At 42.1% G+C, this 1772-nt stretch carries 2 protein-coding genes; one reads left to right on the top strand and one right to left on the bottom strand.

The genetic code is table 11. The annotated features are described in order from the left end of the window. Positions 1-920, bottom strand: a 920-nt coding sequence (locus B2R65_RS05155) for an acyl-CoA dehydrogenase family protein (protein WP_286741432.1), incomplete at its 3' end; no start/stop codon positions are given. A gap of 115 nt (positions 921-1035) precedes the next feature. On the opposite strand from B2R65_RS05155, the gene B2R65_RS05150 reads away from it, so the two are divergent. Then, the coding region (locus B2R65_RS05150) for a LysR family transcriptional regulator (protein ID WP_286741431.1) at positions 1036-1772 on the top strand (737 nt) is incomplete at its 3' end.

The raw sequence follows: 1772 nt of genomic DNA, 5'->3' as shown, positions 1-1772 counted from the left end.
ACGCGTTCTAAATTACCGCCTAATTTAAGTAAGGGTTTACCAAAAGCGCTGCGCGACAGCCCGCGTTTAATCATGAGCTCTAAACAGCGCTCTGCTGCGCCAATTGCGCGCATACAATGATGAATTCGCCCAGGCCCCAAGCGCCCTTGTGCAATGGCAAAGCCTTTGCCTAACCCTAAAATAAGATTTTGTTTTGGTACGCGTACGTTATTAAATTCCATTTCGCCGTGGCCGTAGGGGGCATCAAAATCGCCACAGGCACTTAGCATACGCTTAATGTTTACACCGGGTGTGTTTAGCGGCACAAGTACCATTGAATGCTGGCTGTGTTTATCGTTTTCGGGATTAGAAAGCCCCATAAAAATAGCCACCTGGGCATTAGGATGACCAAGGCCGGTGGTCCACCATTTTTTGCCATTTAAAATAAGCTCGTCGCCATCAACATCTATGGTTGCTTGCATGTTTGTCGCATCTGATGAAGCGACATCGGGTTCGGTCATGGCAAATACTGAGCGAATATCGCCATTTAATAATGGGGTTAACCACTGCTGTTTTTGCTCATCATTTGCAAAATGATAAAGCACTTCCATATTGCCGGTGTCGGGGGCATTACAATTAAATATTTCTGAGGCAAATAAACATTTACCCATTTGCTCTGCAATAGGGGCGTACTCTAAGCAGGTTAAGCCTTGTGCTAGTTCTGCATCGGGTAAAAATAAGTTCCACAGGCCCGCGGCTTTTGCTTTAGTTTTTAATGGCTTAATGTGCTCACTTAGTTGCCAAGTGGTCCAATCGTTTGAATTATTTTTAGCATGGTTATGCGCAACTACTGCATGCTCAATAGGCAATACGTGCTCATCCATAAAGGCGGTTACACGCTTTAGGTAGTCTTGGCTTTTTTGGCTTGGCTCAAAGTTCATTAGGGTTGCCTGTTTATTTTTTAGTTAACCCAGCATAAAACATTCGCCCCAATGAATTAAATGAAATATATTACCAGTTAAGTGTGAATTACATTCATAGTTTGAGTGGGTAATAATGATTGAAGCTAAAAATATTCAGCAGTTAGATTTAAATTTACTTAAAATATTTGAATGCCTATACCGTGAAAAAAACATGAGCGAAACCGCAAAGGTGCTGTACATAACGCCCTCAGCAGTTAGCCATGCTATAAAACGTTTGCGCAGTGTATTAAACGATCCGTTATTTGAGCGTCAAGGGCAATTAATGCTCCCCACCCCTGCGTGCCAACGTATGGCACCCGAGCTAATAGATTTACTCGAAAAATTACGCCAAGTGCTACAAGCCTGCGGTGACTTTAATTTAGCGACCACTGCGCAAACTTTTAAAATAGCTCTGCACGATGCAATAGAGCCTATTGTTTTGCCTAAATTGCAACTTGCACTGGCAAAACATGCTCCCAATGCAAGCTTAGCGAGCGTAAAATTAAGCCGTGAAGATATGCATAAGCAATTAGCTAATCATCAAATAGATATGGCAATTGATGTAGCACGGCCAATAAAAGCGCCCATTAGCCACGCTGTTCTCTCAAGTGATCACTTTTGTGTACTCATGAAAAAAAACCACCCGCTTAAAAACCAACTCAATATAGACAATTATTTAGTGGCTAAGCATGTTGCGGTATCTAACCGAGCAACCGGTACTGTTATTGAAGATATTGCGTTATTGCAATTGAGTTTTAATAGGCAGGTGGCTATACGTTGTCAAAATTATTTTGCCGCGAAAGAGGTAATAAAAGACGCGCCATTTTTACT

It is taken from the genome of Pseudoalteromonas sp. UBA2102, assembly GCF_002331165.1.
GTDB classification, from domain to species: Bacteria; Pseudomonadota; Gammaproteobacteria; order Enterobacterales; family Alteromonadaceae; genus Pseudoalteromonas; species Pseudoalteromonas atlantica.
The sequence above is the reverse complement of the archived record's forward strand: the minus strand, read 5'-3'. Positions and strand labels throughout refer to the sequence as shown.